This is a genomic window from Pseudomyxococcus flavus, assembly GCF_050038885.1.
GTDB classification, from domain to species: domain Bacteria; phylum Myxococcota; class Myxococcia; order Myxococcales; family Myxococcaceae; genus Myxococcus; species Myxococcus flavus.
In genome coordinates this window covers 747,239-766,165 of sequence record NZ_CP143624.1, presented here as the reverse complement: position 1 = coordinate 766,165, position 18,927 = coordinate 747,239, and the positions used below count along the sequence as shown (strand labels likewise).

The following is an 18,927-nucleotide window of genomic DNA, read 5'->3' as shown; positions in this document are numbered from 1 at the left end:
AGGGAGGACGGGAGTCGGGCGTGAGCCACGTTGGCCCTGCCGAGCGGGCCCGAGCGGCTGAGGTGTGGAGGCAGGCGGCGCCGTCAGTTCGTCCATCGCGCTGGGGCGCTCATTGTCCCCCGTGGTTGGGTCAGTAGAGCTTCACGCGCCGCTGCGTGCCCTTGCGGGGCGCAAGCAGCGGGTCCTCCGGAGGCGGAGCGTGCCCTGCCAAGGACGTCGCTGGCATGGAGGGTGAGAGTGCCCCCACATACAGGAGCCCGTGGAAGCCCCAGGAGAACGACGAGAACAGCCGGATGTGGGGAGACTGGCCAGGAGTCCCGGCAACTCGCTCGGACGGTTCCGCCTCGACGACCTGGCATTGCAGCTCGCTCCCCGCGGTGAGGTCGCAACCCCACCGCCTCCCTGCCGAGAAGCTGAGGTCGAGCGCCGTCAGGCGCCGCTCCGATTTCGCGAGCAGCCAGGCCATGGGCTCGAATTGCGCGTCCCAGCGGGTGCCTCGCGCAATCTGCATGTGGGCATTTCCTGCCAGCACGATGAAGGCCTCGTCCTGATGCTCCGCGCGACGGGCCGTCCAGACGGCCGCCATCTTCGCGTCACGTTCGCTGCCCACCACCGTGCCGTCCGTATCGAAGGCCACCACGGTGATGGGCAGGCCCGAGGCCCGCAGTGCTCTCACCCGGTCCAGAAGGTCCACGATCGCCCAACTGCTGCGCCCGTCCTGATAGGGGCGGCGCCAGAAGACGCCTTTCAGCAGCGCGTCCTGGTCTGCAGGTGCACCAAGGCTGGAGAGATAGCGGTCCACGCTTTCTTGCTCGGTCCGGGGAATGGAGAGCCCCAGGGCCACGTCCTGGCCTGCCTCGGCGGCCTCACACACGAGGTCGCCGACCGCCGCGGGTGCTTCCTGGCTCCCGAGCTGTTCACCCACCAGCAGGGTGAATCCTGGTTGAATGAGCGCCCGCATGCCTTTGATGTGGCGCGAGCAGCGCCCGTGTGCATCGAGCCCGCCCGTTCCCTCCAGCGCCCAGCGCTCCAGATAGAAGCTCGCGTCACGCACCGGCGCTCGCTGAGGATTCACAGGGAAGCGGCCCTGGTCGAGCTCCACCACGGTGTCGGGAGGGAGGGCCGCCGTGAGGGCTTGTTCGAGCGCACGGTCTCGCTCGTAGCGCACCTTGCCGGGAGCCGGGCCTGAAGCCGTCGGGCTCCACACCTTGAAGACACGGACCAGGGATACGCCTTCCTCGACGCGTAGGCCCGTCACCACACGGCGTATGAAGCCTGGCTGCCCGGGAAGGGCTGTCCATGACGTGCGAAGCGATGCACCGCCCCTGGGCGCTTCGAAGGTGTGCCCCTGACTCTCCAGGACCTGCCGTGCCTTCGACAGTGCTTCGTCCAGGGGCACCCGGAGCATGCTGTCGTTGCCAAGGGGCAATCTCTCGGCAGACGGGCGCGTCGCACGGGGGCATGCCGTCATCAGCAATGCGGTGACACAAACCGCGAGTCGTCGCAGAGAGCGCATGCGGGTTCGACGTAGCACATGCGCTTCCGCGCCTATCGATTTCGTACCAGGGGACAAGTGTCTTGAACGCTGGCGCGCGCGCACCTTGACAATGTCGCTACAGCCAACGCCGCTGGCGCTTGCAGGGAAGCAGCCAGGGCGGAGCGGCCACCCACTCAGTATCGGACGGTCGCCGTGTAGGCGAAGTGGTCGGAGCCGTACTTCTCCAGGCGCTCGGCGGGGCCGGTGCCAATACCCTGGCTGACGTAGATTTGATCGATGGGCACGCCGGAGACGCCCGCCGTGCGCAGGTGGTTCATCCCCGGGATGTCCTGCGAGAGCTGGCGATTGAAGTCGCCCACCAGGACGACGGGCAGGCCCCGGCCGCGCAGCTCCGCGACGACCTCGCGCACCACGGCGTTGTGCGTCCGCCAGCGCTCCTGGCGCTCGGGGTGCTGACCGTTCCACGCGCCGGAGATGTAGTGGGTGTTGATGAACGCCAGCTTCGCGCCGGTCTCCTTGTTCTTCAGCACGACCCAGTTCACGAAGCGCGCTGGCGTCACACCCGCCTCACCGCCGTGCGTGAGGCGGGACCCGCCACCGGTCCGCTCGTACTTGTTCTTGCGCCAGGAGATGGCGATGGAGTTGCGTGCGGCGAGTCGCTCCTCGCCCGGGCGGTAATGGTCGTAGTACTCGAGCGCCCCGAGCTTCGAGTGACCCTCCGCGGTGCTGACCTCCTGCCAGCCGATGACGTCCGCGAGCGGTTTGAACGTCGCCTGCCCGCGCAGGGTGTTGTGGGTCGCGACCGTGGTCGTCGTGGCGGCGAGCGCCGCGAGCTCCTCCGACGGGGAGGAGGGGAGGAGCCCCAGGGAGACGAGCAGGCTGAGCACCGCCGACGACAAGAGCTTGAGCATGATTCCCTCGAATCTTGCGCCAGGGGCTTCCCGGCGCAGTGTTCGAAGAAACTAGCAATTCATGCAAAACAAGAGAATGTCGGGGCGGGTGGGGCGAGCCACCACCGCTTGTCGCTGGGCTCCTGGATGGGGGCGTCCGGCGAGAATGCGGCAGTGCATGGCACCCACTCCAGGCGCTGCCGGAGCGGGTGCCAGCCCATCAACTCGCTACCTCACTTCGTGACGGCGGACGCCGTGCCTCCACACTTCGCGTGGTAGCTCTGGAGCCGTTGATTCAGCTCCTGACGTGCCGCGTCCGGGGTTCGCTCGTGCAGCATGTCCATGGCGCGTCGCTGCATTCCCAGCGCCTCCGGGCACCGGTCCAGCTGGAACAGCAACGCCGCATACGTGTCGAGGATGGACGAGCTTCCCGGCGACAGCGCCACCGCTTTTTGCGCCGCCGACAGCCCCTTTGCTGGCTCCTGCGTCACGGCGTAGTGCCACGCGAGGCTGTTCAGGATGTTCGCATCGTTCGGCAGCAACTCCGCCGCCCGCTTCCGTGCCTCCTCCGCCTCCTTGACTTCACCCTCCGCTGCCAGTCGGCTCGCCAGCAAATCCCACGCGCGGCCGTTGTCAGGGTGAGCCTTCACCAGCGCCCGCACGGCTTCCATCGGCACCGTGTCCTTGCCCAGGAGGGTCGCCAGAATCGTCGCGTTGACGTTCGTCGGCTCCTCCTTCAACCCCTGCGCCACCTCGCGCTTCGCGTTCTCCAGCCGTTGCTCCCCGGTGCGTTCCCCCGGCGACCGGAGGTACAGCAGCGCCCGGACGGCGTGCACGTCCGCGTTCGCCATGGGCCGCACATCCACCTGTGGCGGCACTGGCGGCAGCGGCATGGTGAGGACGCTGTACCGCCCGCTCGTGACATACGTACGCAGCTCGCCCTGAAGGTCCTGCACGCCCTTGAACGACGCCTCCCACGCCTTCTTCGGGTCCTCGGCGCGGGCCAGCCGCAGTTGGAAGTCCTCCATGCGCTCCGGGTGGATGTTGAACAGGTAGTGCACCCACAGCCACGAGGACGCGTAGTGCCACTGCTGTTCGCTCTGGCTCATCAGCCCCTTCTGGTCCCAGGCCCACAGCTCGCTGATGTCCAGCCAGCCGTGCTCGCGCACGTAGCCCAGGTTCCAGCCATTCGCACGGCCCAGCACCACCTCGTTCGTGCTCGGCTTGATGTGCGCCGTCTCCAGGTACTGCGCCAACCCCTCCGCCAGCCAGCGGGGCTGGCGAAGCAGCACGAAGCGGCTCAGGTAGTGCGCCAGCTCGTGCGTCTGAATCCGCAGGTCTGGTGAGTCCTCCAGCAGGTACCCGTTGCCGCCCATCACCAGCAGGGGCCCCCGCTCGGTGGTGCCCGCGAAGCCGGCCGCGTGGCCCTGGGTGAACTCACTGAGCTCATGCAGGTTGCGCAGGAGGATGACCTCCACCGTGCCGGGCGGGTCGAAGTCCGTGCCCCATGCCAGCAGCAGCGCGCGCCGGTGCTTCTCCAGCTCCAGTGCCGTGGTGGTCGCGGCCTCGGGCGACAGGTTCGTCTGGATACGGAAGTGCGTGCTCTGGACCTCGTGCCAGGGCCGCCCGCCTTCCTGGGGGCACAGCGCCCGCGACGTCGCGCAACCCGTGGAGAGCAATAATGAAAGACACAACAGCATGCATCGCGATGGCATGCGCGGCGTTCTGGCATGAGCGCAGAGTGTTTGAACAGAGTCCCCGGGTTACAATTCAAGGTTCCGGTGGGAGCCGGGGACACCGCGCGGGGACGTCAATCTCTTGCCATCAGCGCTCGCAGCACGCGCTCCCCCGTGGCCGGAAGCTGACGGACATGGGCGCCCGTGGCATGCCGGATGGCATTGCAGATGGCGGGCGCCACGCCGACGAGGCCCACCTCGCCAACGCCCTTGGCGCCGAAGGGCCCCGGCCCGAAGGGCTGCTCCAGCAGCACGGGGTGGATGGCCACGGGCACATCCAGCACGCCGGGGACCTTGTAGCCCCCCATCGTGGGATTGGCGAGGTGGCCCTCCTTCCACACCAGCTCCTCGGTCAGGGCGTAGCCCAGCCCCTGGACGAAGCCTCCCTGGACCTGTCCCTCCGCCGCCGCGGGGTTGATGACCCGGCCCACGTCGTGGACGCTCCATGCCTCCAGCACCTCGACGTGGCCCGTCAGCTCATCGACCTCGACCTCGGCCACCTGCGCCGCGAACACGAAGAAGCCATTGCCCATGAAGGGGAGCCCCTCGACCTGCGTCCGGTCCGTGTCGAGCTGCCAGGCGGGAAACAGGTAGCGGGCAGAGGCGATGATGGGCCCTCCTTCCTCGTAGAGGGCTCGGGCGGCGATGGCACCGAAGGTGACGGACCTTCCAGGCTCGTCACGGACGCCGATGAAGCCGCCGGGCCTCAGCTCCAGGCGCCGCACCGGACGCTGGAGCATCTCGCTGGCGTGCTCGAAGAGCTGCGCTCGGACCTGCTCGCAGGCCCGGGTGATGACGTGGCCCACGGTGAACGTCGTCCGGGTTCCCCCGGAGCACCAGTCATACGGCGACGTATCCGTGTCGGGGCGGCTGAACTGGAGCTGCTCCATGGACAGCCCCAGCGCGCCCGCCGCGACCTGCGCGAGCGCCACGTCCGAGCCCTGTCCCGTATCCACGGCACCGGTCATCACGGCGACGGTGCCGTCCTCGTTGAGCCGGACGGTGGCGCTCGAGCCCAGCAGGCCGGACACGTGGCTCACCGCCGCCACGCCGATGCCGCGGCGCTTTCCGGGGGGCGCGGGTGGCCGCTCTCGCCGCCGGGACCAGTCCGAGACTTCCCGGGCCCGCTCCAGGCAGGCGCGCAGCGTCCCGCTCTCGACGGGGGCGCCTCCCAGCCACTTCTCGCCAGTCTCCAGCGCGTTGCGGAGCCGCAGCTCGATGGGGTCCATTCCCAAGGCCTCGGCGAGCCGGTCCACCTGCACCTCGCTGGCGAAGTGGATTTGCGGATTGCCGAACCCCCGGAACGCTCCCGCGCGGAGCTTGTTGGTGTAGACACACCAGCACTCCACGTCGACGTGAGGGATGCGGTAGGGCCCGCGTGCGAAGTAGCTCCCGATGTTCGCGACGAAGGGCCCGTCATCCGCGTACGCCCCGGTGTCGAAGTAGATTCTCACCTGACGGGCGAGGATGCGGCCGTCCCGCGTCGCCCCCGTGCGCATGTGGATGCGGGCGCCGTGACGCGAGCGCATCATCCGCATGTCGTCCGTGCGGGAGAAGGTCAGCCGCACCGGCGCTCCCGCGGCCCTCGCCAGCGCCGCGGTGATGGGCTGGTTGGTGGACTCCACCTTGCCGCCGAATGCTCCTCCCACCCTTGGCACCAGGACGCGGACCTTGGACATGGGCACGCCCAGCGCTTCCGCGGTCACGGCCTGCACCCGGAATGCGGTCTGCGTGGAGGTGTGGAGGGTGATTCTCCCGCTGTCGGGGTCCACCTCCGCCAGGGTCGAGCACGGCTCCAGGTAGATGTGCTGCTGCGCGGGGGTCTCGTAGACGTCCTCGATGATGACGTGACACCGTGCCCATGCGGCGTCCGGCTGGCCTTCGATGAGCCGGATGTGCGAGGCGGCGTTGGGATGCCCGGGGCCTCGCGGTGGATGCAGCACGGGGGCGTCCGGGCTCAGCGCCTCCTCCGCGTCGAACACGGCGGGAAGCACCTCGTACCGGATGTCGATGAGCTCGAGCGCCTGGCGCGCGGTGGGAAGGTCCACCGCGGCGACGGCGGCCACGGGCTCGCCTGCGTAGCGCACCTTGCCTCGCGCGAGCACCGGCTGGTCCTTGATGACGGGACCGATATCGTTGGCGGGCAGGTCCTCCGCCGTGAGCACGGCGCGGACACCCGGCAAGGCCCGCGCCCGCGACGTGTCATACGACAAGATGCGCGCGTGGGGATGCGGGCTGCCCAGCAGGGCGCCATGCAACATGCCGGGGACGCACAGGTCATCGGTGTAGACAGCGCGCCCCGTCACCTTCTCGCGTGCATCCGGCTTCGGCACCGACTGCCCCAGGACCTCGCCCACGGGCTCCGGAATGGGCCCCGGCTTCGGGTGACTGCTCATGGCCGACCTCCGAGCGAGGCAATCGCCTCCACGACGCGCGCATAGCCGGAGCACCGGCACACGTTGCTGCCGAGCGCCTGACGGACATCCTCCACCGAGGGCGAAGGCGTGCGTTCCAGGAGCGCCTTCGCGGCGAGGACGATGCCCGACATGCAGAAGCCGCACTGCACCGCGCCGTGCTGGACCAGCGCCTGCTGTACCGGGTGGAGCTCGGTGCCGTTCCTGACGCCCTCGATGGTGGTGATGGCACGGCCAGGCAGCGTCACCGCCAGGGACAGACATGAGAGCACGGGAACGCCGTCCAGCAGCACCATGCAGGCGCCACAGCTTCCCTCGTCACAGCCGCGCCGGGTTCCCGTGGCGCGGAGGTCCTCGCGCAGCACGTCGAGCAGCGTCCGCTCCGGAGCGACGCTGAGCGCGTGCTCCACGCCGTTGAGGGTGAGTGAGATGGAGACCTTGTCAGACATGCGCGCGCTCCCGGGCCTGGGACAGGGCTCGGCCGAGCAGGCGCGGAATCAGCATGCGCCGGTACTCGGCCGAGCCGCGAACATCGTCGATGGGCGCCGCGGCCTGGGCGAGGAGCCCTCCCGCATCGGCCACGTCCTCCGCCTCCAGACGGGTGCCCACGAGCCGCTGGTCCGCCGCATCCACATGGAGTGGCACGGGCCCGCATGAGCCCAGGACGATGCGAACCTGCCGGCACGTGTCACCGTCCATGTCGAGCACCAGCGAGAGCGACACGGTGGGGTAGTCGGCCGCCACGCGGCTGTAGCGCAGATGGTGGCCCACCGCCCCCTCGGCACCTTGGGGAAGAAAGACGCGGGTGACGAGCTCACCCCGTTGGAGGGAGGTGCGGTGGCTGTCCACGAAGAGCGACTCGACGGGGACGACGCGCCGGCCATTGGCGCTGGCGACCTCCGCGAGCGCCGAGGCCGCGACCAGGGCCACGGGCAGCTCCGTCTGTGGGTCGGCCAGCCCGATGGAGCCTCCCAGCGTGGCCATGTTTCGGATGGCCGGATGCGCGAGCTGCCGTGCCGCGGCTCGCACCACCTCCATGGCCCCACGCAGTCGCGTGTCGGCCGCGACTGTCCGGTGCGTGCACATGGCGCCCAGCCAGACGCCGTCTCCGGTCTCCGTGATGCGGAACAGCTCCGGGATGCGGTGCAGGCTGACCAGCATGCCGGGCGCGATGCGGCCCGCGTTCATCATCGCCACCAACGACGCGCCGCCCGCCAGGCAGAGGGCGTCCTCGTGCGTGGAGAGGGCCGACAGCGCCGCCTCGACGGACTCCGGCTCCGCGTACCTCATCGCTTCACCCCCAAGGGCCATTCACTGGGAGTGTAGCAGGGGTGCGGCTATCCGTCCGGCCGTACAGGCCCCCTCCTGTCTCCCCTCGCGCTGGAAACCGTCAGGAGCAAGCCATCGACGCACCGTGCAGCGGCGTGCACAGGTGTACCGCTGACGCGGCGGCCCTTGCACACCCGGGCCTTCAACAGGCCTCCGGAAGACCCGAAGGGCTGGCATCCGCGGTGCATTGCACCGACGATATGTGTGCAATTGGGTTGGAGGTCACACCTCCACTGATTCTCAAAAGGGCTGCCCGTGATGGCTGAACTCCTGATTCTCGTCGTCCTCCTGGGACCTGTGTTCCTCATCGCGGGGCTCTTCTTCATGTTCCAGGAGCGCAACTCCTCGGGACGCCGTGCTCTCGGCGCGGTCATGGCGCTCGCCGGCACCGTGATCACGGGAGGCATCGCTTGGGGCCTCTTCGCGCTCCTCTCCGGCAACAACTCGAAGGGACGGGTGCTTCGCCTGCGGGGGCGGGCGCGCGTGGCTCGCCGGGCCCTCGGGGAGGGCTGGGCGGATGACGCTGTCCCGGATGTCTCGGGGCTCACGTCCTGGCAGCGAACGGTGCTCGGCGAGGTTTGGATGTACTCAGCGGGCTTGGAGCACGCGTCCGTTCCCGCCTTCTCGAAGTTGTCGCTCAAGCTCTCCGCGCTGGGGGCGCCCGCGGACCTGCTGGAGGATTGCCACCTGGCGGCGCTGGATGAGGTCCGTCATGCCAGGCGGTGCTTCGCGCTCGCCAGGGCCTACTCGGGGGTGAGCTGGACGGCGGGAACGATTCCAGCGCTCACGCAGGCAAGCGCCTCGCCTTCCCCGAAGTCCACGGGGGAGCCCTGGTCCCGGCTGGTGCGCGGGTCGTTGCTCGACGGCTGCCTGGCCGAGGGAATGGCATCCATGGTCGCGGGTGAAGGGGCAGTTCGGGCAACGGACCCCGTCGTGCGGGAGACCTTGTCGGTCATCTCCGAGGACGAGGGGCGGCACGCGGAGCTGGCCTGGGACGTCATCGGCTTCGCCCTCGAGCGGGGCGGCCGGAGTGCGAAGGAAGCCCTGCGCCAGGCCCTCTCGGAGCTGGAGTCGCAGCAGACGCCCGCGATTCCCCGCATCCCGGGCGTCGACGAGGATTTCCTCGCGCGCAACGGGGTGCTGCCTCAGGCGGAGCTGGGACGACTGATGGCGGTGTGCATCGAGCGGACGCGGGCTCGGGCGGAGGCGCTGCTCGAACCGTCGGCCCTCGCTGCGCGCCACGGCTCCATCGACATCCAGGGCGTGCCTCTTGCGCCTGCACTCGACGTGGCGTCCGAGCAGGCCGCACCGCGAGGTTGACCGCCTCCTCCTGGCGGTGTCTGAAGCCGCGCTGGAGGAGGCGGTCCCCCTGGATTCACTGCTTCAGGGTGCGGGTCAGGTCCTGGACGATCCTGGTCACATTCGCGATACCGCCGCCGACCACGTACCAGCTCGGGGCGTCGACCACGGCCACACGGCCTTCCTTGAAGGCACGGGTCTGGCTGAGCTGCGGATGGTTGGCCAGCGTCTCCCGGGCCTTGTTCTCGCCACCGCCGGTCGCGGCGCCGCGGTCCAGCACCACCAGCCAGTCCGGCTCGGCGGCGATGGCTTTCTTCAGCAGGGCCGCTGCGGCCTCCTGACGGGCCTTGGCCTCGGGCGAACCGGCTTTCGGGCGCGGGCCATCGTTGCTGCCATCCGCCGGCGGGACCACCGCCTTGAAGCCCGTCAGCTCATGGAGGTAGCCGAAGCGGTCGCCGGGCGCGTGGACCATGGCGTTGCCATTCACGGTGAACAGCATCACGGCCGTCTTGCCCTGCGTCAGCTTCTTCAGGTCCTTCGACGCCTTCTCGAAGGTCTTCACCAGCTTCTCGGCGTCCTTCTGCTTTCCGAAGGCCTTGCCCAACGCCAGTGTCTGGCCCGTCACGTCTTCCACGAAGTGGTCCGCGCGAACCGACATGTTCACGGTCGGTGCGATGGCGCTCAGGGCGTCGGCCTGCTTCCGCGAGCGACCGCCCACCACGATCAGATCCGGCTTCACCTCCGCCAGGACCTTGGCATCCGGCTCGAACAAGCTGCCGGCCTGCGTCACGCCGTTGCTGTTGTAGGCGGCCAGCGTGGCCGGGAAGGTGGACTTCGGCACGGCCACGGCACGGATGCCGAGCGCGTTCAGCGTGTCGAGCACGCCGAGGTCGTACACCGCGAGGCGGGACGGCGTGGCGGGCACGCTCAGGGTGCCGGAGGCGTGCGGCAGGTCGAAAGCCGAGGCAGGAAGGGCGGTCGCCAGGCTGGAGGCGACCAGGGCCGCGGCCAGGGGACGGTGAAGACGGCGCATACGAAGTTCTCCGAATCGGGGACGCAAAAACCGGGATGTGCGGGCGGATATGCCACGCCGTCCCGGTCTCCGACAGCGGGATGATGGTGTCGGCGGCTGCGGCTCAGCGGGCCGCGGGCCTGGCGCGCTCCAGGTGGCGGGCCCGGGCACAGCCCTTATTGACGCCCAGGTCACATGCCTTCTTCAGGTCGGCCAGCGCCGCCTTGAGGTCGCGCAGGTGGAAGTGGGTCCCGCTGCGCTCGAGGTAGGCGAGCCCATGGTCGGGATTGCGCGCGAGGAAGGCGTCCCAGAGCGGGAGGATTTCCTTGAAGCGCCGCTCGCGTGCGAGGGCATAGTCCCGCTGCTGTACGGCGCGGAAGTCCTCCGGCGCCTCGGGTTGCGTGTCGTCGACCGGCGCCTCCGCCTTCAGCGGCGATGCGACGACCCATGCGTCGAGGAGCTCTGTCGAATCCGGGGAGCCATTGCCGAGCGCCTGCATGCCGTCCGTCATCCAGTGCTCGTCCTGTGGGTTTGCCTCCATCCCCCACTGGAGTTGCTCGACCGCCTGGGTCAGCTCCTCGAACTGGCGGCGGAGCAGGAGCGAGCGCAGCGCCACCCCGTCCACGTGCCCACGGGGGGGCCTCACCTGGCTTGACCCCGTCCGCTGCCACGACGGGAAGTCCTCGCGGTGCGGGTCCTGGAGCTGGCGTCAGGACAGGCTCCAGACGGGCTTCGACGCGTGCCTCGACCCCGGCGCGCCGCTCCGTCTGGACATGATGCACCGCAAGCCCGGCCACACCCAGGCCCAGCCCGAGGACTCCCGCGCCGAGCGCGCTCCGAATGGAGAGCATCGGGGCAGGATGCCCCGTCGGCCGTCTTCTGGACAGTGCCCGTCGACCGGGGCAGATGAGGGGATACCGATGGCCTCCCGTCCGCCCTCCGCGCGAGCCTCTTCTCTCCGGACGCAGAAGACGAAGCAGCTCCCATCCGGCGCCCGGCGCGTCGTGGGGGCACGCTCTGGCTCGGGGTGGGGGCGCTGGGCGCTATGCGGGTGGCTGCTGCTCGTCCTCTGGCTCAGCGCGGAGTACGCGCGGCTGCCGGACGTCAGCGTCCTGCGGACGCAGCACCCGCGCACCACCGCGCTCATGGCGCAGCGAGCAGAGGAGGCGCTCGAGGCCGGCAAAAAGGCCCGTGTTCGGCATGTGTGGGTGTCGTTGGATGCGGTGGCGCCGCATGCGGTGGAGGCCGTGCTGGTCTCCGAGGATGCGCGCTTCTACAAGCACGAGGGCGTGGACTGGATCGAGGTGGAGAATGCCCTCGAACAGTCGGTGCGCAAGGCGCGCCTGGGGCGCGGCGCCTCCACGCTCACCCAGCAGTTGGCCAAGAACCTCTACCTCTCCACGGACCGAAGTCTCCTGCGCAAGGGCAAGGAGTTGCTGATCGCCCGTCGCCTGGAGGCACAGCTGTCCAAGCAGCACATCCTCACGCTGTACCTGAACGTCGTGGAGTGGGGAGAGGGCGTGTACGGCATCGAGGCGGCGGCGCGCGAGCACTTCGGCACCTCGGCGCGGGAGCTCACCGTGGCGCAGGGCGCGATGCTCGCGGCCATGCTGCCCGCTCCACGTCGCTGGCTGCCCGCGCAGAAGCCCGAGACCCTGCGCACGCGCGCGGGCATCGTCGTCAGGAGGATGGAGCGCGAAGGCCGCATCAACGGCGCACAAGCCCGCGAGGCGCAGGCCGAGCTCTCGCGCTTCTTCGGTGAACCGGCCGCGCCCGCCTCCGTGGTGGACGCCATCACCCGGCTGCGCACAGGGAGCTGAGCCGAACGCTCCCTGGCCGGGCGCGCGTGAATCGCGGCCCCGGACGCTGCTCGCCGCGATGCCGTGGCCCCGTGCTCGTAAGGATGCGTACCGCCTAGTGTGGCTGGCCATTCGGTGGGAACGAAGACCGCGCCCAGCGCAACACCAACACCGGCCGCTCCCGGCGATGGCCCCGGGGTGATGACAGCGGCCTCGGCCTGGTGACGGCAGTCACCAGGGGCCTCGCGTGGCGCTCAGTCCCCCCTCCCGCCAACCCCTTGAAACCACGGGCGTGGATTGGCCACAGCGGTCGACATTGGCATGGCATGTCGGGTGCGGTGGGGCAGGGCATCGCTGCACTGACCCCATTCGCCGCACTTTAGAGGAGCCTCCCATGTCCCTCCGCCGCCTCGGTTCGTCCCTGTCCCGTTCGTCGACGCTCCCGTCCTCCTCCACGGCGTCCAAGCCCAAGCCCCCGGCCCGCGCCTCCACGCTCCCGGCCTCGACGTCCACCCAGTCCGCGGCGCCCAAGCCAACGGCGAGCGCGCCGGCGTCCACCCAGCCCGCGGCGGCTCGGCCCACCGCGAGCGCGCCGACGGCCGCTGAGCCCAGGCCCCTGAAGCACCCGGGCATGCCCGAGGGGCAGCCTTCCTACAGCCCCTGGGAGAAGACCACGGGCCAGGCCTCGGATGTGATGGTGAGCGGCGGTGACAACAGGCTCACGCCGCCTGCTGCCGCCCAGCAGCACATGTTCATCGACAGGCCGGGCAACCCCTTCCAAAAGGACACCTTCGGCGGCACGTTGAGTGGCAACGTGGGCTCGATGCAGGCCTCCACCTCGCGCTACAGCGGCGGCGGCGTGCACCACTACTCGGCCCAGGCCGAGCTGAGCGGGCCCAACGCCTCCTACGAGCTGCAGAAGACGCACGCGGGCCGGCTGGGCGTGACGAGCGGCCAGCTCACCGCCGACGTCAACACCTTCAAGGCGCAGGCCCAGGCCGGTGTGTCGCTCGACCGCAACGAGCACGCCTACACGGCCGCGCTGACGGGCAAGGCGGAGACGGGGCTGGGCGTCACGGCGAGCGCCAGCCACGACTTCAACCGGCACGTGGGCGGATACATCAAGGGCGATGCCAGGGCCTCGGCCAGCGCCTTCGCCGAGGGCGTGGCCACCGTGGACCCGAGGACGGCCACGGCGATGGTCTCCGGCCAGGTGGGCGCGGCCGCCACGGCGGGCGCGTACGCCACGGCGGGCGGGCACCTGGGCCGGCTGCACGGCTCGGTCACCGCGGGCGCGGTGGCGGGCGCGGCGGCCCAGGCGGGCGGAAAGTTCGGTCTGGAGAATGGCTTCTTCAAGAGCTCCGCGGACGTCAACGCCGCCGCGGGTCTGGGCACCTACCTGAAGTCCGACGTGGCGGTCGACCTGCGCCACCACATCAAGCCGGGCATCGCGGCGGGCCTGCGTCCCTCGCTCGCCGGCGCCACGGGCGTGGCCTCGCCCGCGAGCACCATCGAGCCCGAGAAGTCGCGCATCGAGAACTTCTTCGCCAAGTCCTTCCATCGGGCCTGATACGCCCGTGAGCCGCGGGCTTTGGGGCCCTCCTCGTCGATGCCGAGAAGCCCAGCACTCCTTGGCGGGGGCTGGGCTTTTCCTTTCCCTTGGTTCTTCAAGTGCCTTCGGTGTGCGCCTCAGGTGTCGATTGCCCGGAGGCGCGCGCGGTATCCGGCAGACCGGGTGGACACCGGGCTCCTATCCACGGCAGCGTGTCGTCATGGACAAGCAGAACGCGTGGCGGACCCGCTTTCCGCCGCCGTCCCATACGTCGAGCTACCTCGTGGAGGGCCGCCGCGTGCCGGTGGACGCGTTGCGCGTGCGCACCATGAACTTCAACCAGCACTGGCGCACGCCGGGCATCGTCGACGTGCGCTATGAAGTCATTCTACCGGGGGCTTACGCAGTGGCGCTGCTTGAAGGCGATTGGGCCGAATGGGTGGCCGACTGCCAACGCTTCCCCAATCCGGATGCTTCGGTGGAGCGGGCATTGCGTGCCCTCGACTGGCCAGCGCCGTCACGAGCGCTCGCTGACCCAGTGGCTGCTCCATTGCTCCTGATGGAATTCGCCCACGAATTGTTGCTGCGCTGGTTCGATGACGGCGTCCCCGAGCCCCCCGGGTTCGTGCTCAACACCGTCGATGAGGCACGGGGGGCCGGTAACGATGTCTACCTCATGGGCCGCGCACGGCCTCACGAGCCCCGCCTGTCCTACGCATACCAGGACTGACTCTGGTCGAGGTGCGGCTGCCTGTCATGGCGCGCAACGGCGGGGTGCTGCCGCGACCGGCGATGGGCCTGTCATGGCATGGGCGGCACGCTCAGCGCTCGCGGAAGACCGCCTCGATGTTGTTGCCGTCAGGATCGAGCACGAAGGCGGCATAGTAGCCCGGCGGGTTTCCCTCGGACGTCGGACGGATTCCGGGCGGGCCATTGTCGCGTCCACCAGCCTTCAAGGCGGCAGCGTAGAAAGCATCGACCTCGGCGCGGCTCTTCGCCGCGAACGCCGTGTGCTGCTTCACGCCAGGCGGGTGATAACGGTCGATCCAGAAGACAGGGTAGTCGCTCCCATAGCCGATGCCGTCGGTCCCCACGTTTTCGGGAAGCTGCATGGCCCGGCGGAGGCCGAGCGCCCCCAGCGCGGCATCGTAGAAGGCGGCGGAGCGGGCCATGTCCGCCACGCCGATGCCTGTGTGGTCGATCATGACGATGCGCTCGTGACGCTGTCGGCCTTCTCATCCACGAGCGGTACGAAGCCACCGAAAGCCCTGCGCCCCTCGTCGTAGGGAACCTTGGCCGGGTGCATGCGCGGGTCGGACATGGCCTTCTGCCACCCCGCGTCGCGCGCCGCCTTCGAGGGCCACTCAATCCAGGCGAAGACGACCTGCTCGTCTCCGGCGGCCTTCACCGCGCCCTTGAAGTCCGTGATTTTGCCGTCGGGGACGTCGTCACCCCAGGCGTCGACGACGCGCAGGGCGCCATGCTCCAGCAGCACCTCCGCGAGCGTGGACGCCAGGGCGTGGTAGGCGTCCTTGTTCCCGGTCGGAACCGGCACGAGCGACCCATCGATATAGCCCGTCGATTCCTGTCCACGCCCATGGAGGCTGGGCACGAAACCGCCGTAGATCATCCGCTTCCCATCGAAAGGCATCTGCGCGCCCATTGACTGCATCCGCGGGTCGTTCATCGCCTTCTCGTTCGCCACGTCGCGCACGGCCTTGCTGGGGTATTCAATCCAGGAGAAGACGATGACCTCCCCGGGCTCGGCCTTCACCGCGCGCCGGAGGTCCGTGACCTTGCCTTCCGGGACCTCATCGCCCCAGTTTTCGATGAGGCGCGTCGCACCGAACTCCTTGTAAAGCGGCGCGGCGTCGAGCGCGGACTGGCGGTAGGCCTCCTTGTTCGCCGCGGGCACCGCGGCCACGAATCCATCGATGTAGGGCATGGCATCTCTCCTGAAGACCTCTGCGTTGACGAAAGGTTGATATCAACATATTGAGCCATGTCAATGTCCCGGCCCGTTCCATTCGCCACGACGCTTCACGTCCGAGACCACTGCCTGTGCCTGGTGGTCCAGCAGGCCTCCCGCGCGCTGGCGCGACGCTTCGATGACGCTCTGCGCCCCGTGGGCCTCACGCACGGACAGTTCTCGCTGCTGATGTCGCTCAATCGCCCCCAGCCTCCGTCCATCGGGCCAGTCGCGGAGCTCCTGGCGATGGACCGGACCACCGTCACCGCCAACCTGAAGCCGCTCGAAAGGCGCGGGCTGGTGAAGACCGCGGTCGACCCGGCCGACCGCCGCGGGAAGCTGCTGATACTGACGGACGCGGGACTCCAGCTCCTTCAGTCCGCGGTGCCCCTCTGGGAGCGCATGAACGCGGAGACCGAGCGGCTGCTGGAACAGATTGATGTCGACGCGCTCCGGGCCGGCCTGCGCGCCCTGCTGTAACGGCCCAGGGCTGCGCTCGCCTCGCACGGCTCGCGCGGCGCTGACGCCCGCTGTCGGGGGCTGTCTCCGCTTGGGGGGCGCCGCCTCCCCGCGCTCACTCAGGGCGCGGGGGCAATCCGGTACACCGAGAACTCATCGTCTTGATACAGCAGCGGCAGCGCTGGCTGTACCACCGCGACCTGCTCCAACCCCGAGGGTGGCGGGCGGTGCCCCTCATGCTGCGGTGAGCGCTCCACCACCGCATGGGTGGCGCCGAAGCGGCGGGCCAGCTCGCGGAAGCGGGCGGCATCCGCGGTCCGGTAGCCCGAAAGGACGGCTTCCTGACTGGAGAACCAGGCCAGGAGCTCGGGCGTGCCCGGAGCCACGTCGAATGGCTGGCAGCCACAGAGCGCCTCCATGCGCTCTTGCCACTGGCGGAGGAACGTCATGCTGAAGCTGACCTCGGAGCCGTCCTTGTAGGTGCCAAGCACCTGGCGCCGGGCGCCGTAGCGGTAGGAAATCAGGGCATGCGTGAAGTACGGAGGAATGGCCACCACGGCATCCTCCGGCAGGTGTTCGCGGGACCAGGCCATGACCCGGCTCCCTGGCAGCGTGTCGAAGCGGAGCTGTACCGGCGGCACGGACAGCCCGAGCACCTGCGCTGCGACCCACACGCTGGCCACGATGCCGAGCACCGCCGCCGAGGGGGCCCATCGGGATGGGCTGGCGACGTCGCGCTCCTGTCGGCGCCCGAGCGCCACGTCGAGCAGGCCCAGGACGATGATGGGGAGGTTGAAGTCCAGCACGTAGGAGAGCAGCGCCAGCGCCGCGAAGGGTGGCCGGCGCAGCGGCCAGGTCCACGTCTTCGCCACCCACGCCGCGCCGCAGATGGCCACCACGAAGTTCATCAGCCGGGAGGCCTGCTGCAGGTGAAGGTGCAGCGCGGCGGGATGCCGCAGCCACTCCAGGCCCACCCAGCCCGCCACGCAGGCGATGAGCGTGCCCAGGAGGAAGCCGGCCGCCGCCCGTGGCAGCGCCCGGGCATGCCACGCGCCCAGGATGAACATGAGCGGCGCCAACCGCTCCCAGTGGTCCGCGAACATCCAGGTCGACGGGAAGTGGTGGAAGAAGAGCTGGAGCCGGTTGAGGTGCATCCAGTCTTCCGGCGCGGGAAAGGGCACCCCGCCATGGCTGCCCCGCAGGAGCATCTGCACGAGCAGCGGTGACGCGCTGAGCAGGAAGCACAGCGGGCCGGTGAGCAGGGCCCGGTGGTGGCGGCGGTCGACGAGCGCGGCGAACCAGATGAGCAACGCGGTATGGCTGGCCGTCGTGGGGTGCAGGATGAACACGGCTCCGGTCAGCAGGAAGGCCGCCGGGAAGCGGCCCGATGCGGCCAGCGCCAGGGCCACGAGCTCAGGCCCGAGCGCGAGGGTCCGGTTGAGCAGATGATTATCGAAGGTGGGAATCCACGTGAGCGTCAGCTTCGGCACCACCATGACCGCCGGAGCGAGCGCGGCAGCCCACCGGCCCAGCCTCCCAGGGTAGAGGGCCCGCGCCAGGCACGCCGTACCCCAGAAGAGTCCCAGCACCGAGGCGAGGTGCAGGACGAAGTACAGCGGCTCGAGCGGCAGCCACTTCGTCACCCACGCGAGCCCCGCCCACAGCAGCGAGGGGTGGTGGCTGCCTGCCTCGACGAGCGGGTCTCCCTGAAGGAAGTCCGGCGCCTGCGCCCGCAGGACGTAGGGCAGGTGGATGGCGTGGTCCATCGTCCCGAACTGATACCCATTGATGAGCAACCAGGCGCCGACGAAGAGCGCGCTGGCGCCGACGCCGGCAGCCAGGTCCGCGGTGCGCGGCGTCTTCCACCAGGGCCTGACCGGCGCAACGGGAGACGATGCGACGAGCGCGACCGGGCCAGGGCGCTCCGAGGGTGCCTTCGGTGCCGGGATGCCGGTGTCGGGGTGACTCATACGGGGCGAGCACTCGCCCGTTTCCAGCGTCAGGTCAACGGGCACCTCGGGCGACATGCCGAGGGAGATGGAGGCGCTACGGGAGGACCTCGGTCACGGACACTGGCAGCTTCAGCGTGGAACTGCGTCCACGCAGGAGTCGCCCGAGGCCCAGATTCCCTGACGAAACGTCAGAGCGAGTGGCTCAGCATCCACGTGTAGATGTCATGGCCCGCGGAGCCACTGTAGGTCCGGGACCAGGAGTCATGCCCCACGCCCGGATACAGCGTGAGCTGCGCCGGTGGGCTCGCCGCCGGATTGCAGACGGTGTTCAGCTTGTTGACCGGCTCGATGGAGCCATACGGAGACACCGTCGTATCCGCCGTGCCATGGAATGCCCACACAGGGACGTTCCACATGTTGCAGATGGGGAGCGCATTGCCATTCCCCGCGATGGGGACGATGGCCGCGACCTTGTGCGGATGGTTCACCGCGTACGTCCAGGCGACGTTGGCTCCTGCCGAGAGCCCCGTCAGGTAGATGCGGTTCGCGTCGACGCGATAGCGGCTCTTGGCGAACTCGATGATGGCGTCGATCTCCCCACTGCCCCACCAGGCATTGAACCGCTGCGGCGAGATGAGGATGAAGGGGAAGTGCCGTCCGTCCCGGATGAGCCGGGGCGGTGCCGTGACGCCCATCAGCTTCTCCAGGCCCGTTGCCGAGGCCGTGCCATCCCCCTCCTGTCCCAGCCCGCCCAGGAAGATCACCAGCGGATAGCTCGCCTCGGAATGGTCGTCGTAATCCTGCGGCAGGTACTCCCAGTAGCCGTAGTTGATGCCCGGCACCGTCGTCCTGGGGCGCGCCAGAATCTGCCCCTGCGCGGCCCATGCGCCCTGCGCGAAGAGCAGGACCCAACCCAACAACATGCGTTGCAATGTCGGCATGGCAACTCCGCTCCAACCAGTGGGGAGTTGAGTACTCTAGTTATTGAGTTGCGCGTTGGATAGCCGTCCATGGGGTT

The 18,927-nt window shown here is 69.3% G+C and carries 17 protein-coding genes; 5 read left to right on the top strand and 12 right to left on the bottom strand.

Annotation, left to right across the window (positions count from 1 at the left end):
- Nucleotides 1-130 precede the first annotated feature (130 nt).
- The 6 genes from VZL07_RS03085 to VZL07_RS03060 form a co-directional block, all read right to left on the bottom strand.
- Nucleotides 131-1,258 carry a hypothetical protein gene (locus VZL07_RS03085; RefSeq protein ID WP_426753826.1) on the bottom strand — a complete coding sequence of 376 codons (1,128 nt, stop codon included), beginning with the start codon at nucleotides 1,256-1,258 and terminating at the stop codon, nucleotides 131-133.
- 413 nt (nucleotides 1,259-1,671) lie between these two features.
- A complete protein-coding gene (locus VZL07_RS03080) occupies nucleotides 1,672-2,409 on the bottom strand; it encodes an endonuclease/exonuclease/phosphatase family protein (protein ID WP_426753825.1) in 738 nt (245 codons plus the stop codon).
- Between the two features lie 212 nt (nucleotides 2,410-2,621).
- Nucleotides 2,622-4,103 carry a DUF1570 domain-containing protein gene (locus VZL07_RS03075; RefSeq protein ID WP_426753824.1) on the bottom strand — a complete coding sequence of 494 codons (1,482 nt, stop codon included), beginning with the start codon at nucleotides 4,101-4,103 and terminating at the stop codon, nucleotides 2,622-2,624.
- 95 nt (nucleotides 4,104-4,198) lie between these two features.
- Nucleotides 4,199-6,520 carry a xanthine dehydrogenase family protein molybdopterin-binding subunit gene (locus VZL07_RS03070; protein ID WP_426753823.1) on the bottom strand — a complete coding sequence of 774 codons (2,322 nt, stop codon included), beginning with the start codon at nucleotides 6,518-6,520 and terminating at the stop codon, nucleotides 4,199-4,201.
- A complete protein-coding gene (locus tag VZL07_RS03065; protein ID WP_426753822.1) occupies nucleotides 6,517-6,987 on the bottom strand; it encodes a (2Fe-2S)-binding protein in 471 nt (156 codons plus the stop codon). Before VZL07_RS03065 ends, VZL07_RS03070 begins: the two co-directional genes overlap by 4 nt.
- Entirely contained in the window at nucleotides 6,980-7,828 is an 849-nt protein-coding gene (locus VZL07_RS03060) for an FAD binding domain-containing protein (protein WP_426753821.1), read from the bottom strand. The genes VZL07_RS03065 and VZL07_RS03060 overlap by 8 nt, the downstream gene beginning before the upstream one ends.
- A 297-nt stretch (nucleotides 7,829-8,125) precedes the next feature.
- On the opposite strand from VZL07_RS03060, the gene VZL07_RS03055 reads away from it, so the two are divergent.
- Complete coding sequence (locus VZL07_RS03055; RefSeq protein WP_426757224.1) at nucleotides 8,126-9,187, top strand: ferritin-like domain-containing protein; 1,062 nt, start codon at nucleotides 8,126-8,128, stop codon at nucleotides 9,185-9,187.
- Nucleotides 9,188-9,242: 55 nt separating this feature from the next.
- Here the strand turns inward: VZL07_RS03055 and VZL07_RS03050 are convergent, their stop codons facing one another.
- Both VZL07_RS03050 and VZL07_RS03045 read right to left on the bottom strand, forming a co-directional pair.
- Nucleotides 9,243-10,226 (bottom strand): siderophore ABC transporter substrate-binding protein, encoded by a 984-nt coding sequence (locus VZL07_RS03050; RefSeq protein ID WP_426753820.1) that lies wholly within the window; start codon nucleotides 10,224-10,226, stop codon nucleotides 9,243-9,245.
- Nucleotides 10,227-10,302: 76 nt separating this feature from the next.
- The gene (locus VZL07_RS03045) at nucleotides 10,303-10,824 is read right to left on the bottom strand and encodes a hypothetical protein (protein ID WP_426753819.1); all 522 of its coding nucleotides are present in this window, start codon (nucleotides 10,822-10,824) and stop codon (nucleotides 10,303-10,305) included.
- 274 nt (nucleotides 10,825-11,098) lie between these two features.
- Here VZL07_RS03045 and mtgA point away from each other — a divergent pair, with 274 nt between their 5' ends.
- The 3 genes from mtgA (at nucleotide 11,099) to VZL07_RS03030 (ending at nucleotide 14,259) form a co-directional block, all read left to right on the top strand.
- Nucleotides 11,099-11,998: a monofunctional biosynthetic peptidoglycan transglycosylase gene (mtgA, locus tag VZL07_RS03040; protein ID WP_426753818.1), complete on the top strand. Its 900-nt coding sequence runs from the start codon at nucleotides 11,099-11,101 to the stop codon at nucleotides 11,996-11,998.
- Nucleotides 11,999-12,371: 373 nt separating this feature from the next.
- Complete coding sequence (locus VZL07_RS03035; RefSeq protein WP_426753817.1) at nucleotides 12,372-13,547, top strand: hypothetical protein; 1,176 nt, start codon at nucleotides 12,372-12,374, stop codon at nucleotides 13,545-13,547.
- Between the two features lie 202 nt (nucleotides 13,548-13,749).
- Nucleotides 13,750-14,259 (top strand): hypothetical protein, encoded by a 510-nt coding sequence (locus tag VZL07_RS03030; protein ID WP_426753816.1) that lies wholly within the window; start codon nucleotides 13,750-13,752, stop codon nucleotides 14,257-14,259.
- A gap of 91 nt (nucleotides 14,260-14,350) precedes the next feature.
- On the opposite strand, the gene VZL07_RS03025 is transcribed toward VZL07_RS03030, so the two are convergent.
- Both VZL07_RS03025 and VZL07_RS03020 read right to left on the bottom strand, forming a co-directional pair.
- Nucleotides 14,351-14,734 (bottom strand): VOC family protein, encoded by a 384-nt coding sequence (locus tag VZL07_RS03025; RefSeq protein ID WP_426753815.1) that lies wholly within the window; start codon nucleotides 14,732-14,734, stop codon nucleotides 14,351-14,353.
- Nucleotides 14,731-15,474 (bottom strand): DUF1428 domain-containing protein, encoded by a 744-nt coding sequence (locus VZL07_RS03020; protein ID WP_426753814.1) that lies wholly within the window; start codon nucleotides 15,472-15,474, stop codon nucleotides 14,731-14,733. Before VZL07_RS03020 ends, VZL07_RS03025 begins: the two co-directional genes overlap by 4 nt.
- Before the next feature lie 63 nt (nucleotides 15,475-15,537).
- On the opposite strand from VZL07_RS03020, the gene VZL07_RS03015 reads away from it, so the two are divergent.
- Nucleotides 15,538-15,978: a MarR family winged helix-turn-helix transcriptional regulator gene (locus tag VZL07_RS03015; RefSeq protein WP_426753813.1), complete on the top strand. Its 441-nt coding sequence runs from the start codon at nucleotides 15,538-15,540 to the stop codon at nucleotides 15,976-15,978.
- A 98-nt stretch (nucleotides 15,979-16,076) separates the two neighbouring features.
- Here VZL07_RS03015 and VZL07_RS03010 read toward each other — a convergent pair whose 3' ends face one another.
- Nucleotides 16,077-17,927: a hypothetical protein gene (locus VZL07_RS03010; RefSeq protein WP_426753812.1), complete on the bottom strand. Its 1,851-nt coding sequence runs from the start codon at nucleotides 17,925-17,927 to the stop codon at nucleotides 16,077-16,079.
- A 170-nt stretch (nucleotides 17,928-18,097) separates the two neighbouring features.
- Nucleotides 18,098-18,850, bottom strand: a complete 753-nt coding sequence (locus VZL07_RS03005; RefSeq protein WP_426753811.1) for a dienelactone hydrolase family protein — start codon at nucleotides 18,848-18,850, stop codon at nucleotides 18,098-18,100.
- Nucleotides 18,851-18,927 lie beyond the last annotated feature (77 nt).